The organism is Sulfitobacter sp. SBS6, assembly GCF_048285585.1.
Classification (GTDB): Bacteria; Pseudomonadota; Alphaproteobacteria; order Rhodobacterales; family Rhodobacteraceae; genus Sulfitobacter; species Sulfitobacter pontiacus.
On the sequence record NZ_JBLWBA010000020.1, the window covers coordinates 1 to 266 of the forward strand.

General features: G+C 48.9%; 1 protein-coding gene. It reads right to left on the reverse strand.

Annotated features, from left to right (window positions below; genetic code table 11):
• Positions 1 to 248 (reverse strand): hypothetical protein (locus tag ACNQ62_RS16680; protein ID WP_418095352.1); only part of this gene is annotated, 248 nt, incomplete at its 3' end.
• Between the last annotated feature and the right edge of the window lie 18 nt (positions 249 to 266).

The following is a 266-nucleotide window of genomic DNA, read 5'->3' on the forward strand; positions in this document are numbered from 1 at the left end:
AGCTCAGCCTCTGAATAGTTGATATGTAAGCGGCCAAACGATTCTACCCAGCGGCGTAAGGATTGCGAAAACGGCACATAAGGGTCGAGATCACGCATCACATCGCCAGCAAACGAGAAAACAAAATTATGCCCTTTGAGGCATTCTTCCCCTTGCTCGGCAACGAGTGTGCTTAAGCTCTCTTGATGGCGTTGACGGGTACGCTGCTCGAAATCATCCAAAATGGTAAACAGGGCTTCGCTGCTCATTTTTTCGGTCTTTTGCAC